The 242-nt window shown below is 72.3% G+C and carries 1 pseudogene; it reads right to left on the reverse strand.

The window, feature by feature from the left end:
- Positions 1-242: pseudogene (locus KUM49_RS37765) on the reverse strand (hypothetical protein); the annotation flags it as partial.

Genomic DNA, 242 nt, shown 5'->3' on the forward strand with positions numbered 1-242 from the left:
TTCCAGGACTCCTTGCCGTCCTTGGTCCAGCCGGAGTCCTTGTCGTGCCCGCTGTCGCGGGAGGCGCCCGAGTCGTCCGCCGTCACCGCGGTCAGCGCGCCGCCACCCGTGTGCATCCCGCCGTCGGGCTTGTGGTGACCGCCGTTCCAGGACTCCTTGCCGTCCTTGGTCCAGCCGGAGTCCTTGTCGTGCCCGCTGTCGCGGGAGGCGCCCGAGTCGTCCGCCGTCACCGCGGTCAGCGC

The sequence above is a fragment of the Streptomyces sp. AC555_RSS877 genome (assembly GCF_019049245.1).
GTDB lineage: Bacteria > Actinomycetota > Actinomycetes > Streptomycetales > Streptomycetaceae > Streptomyces.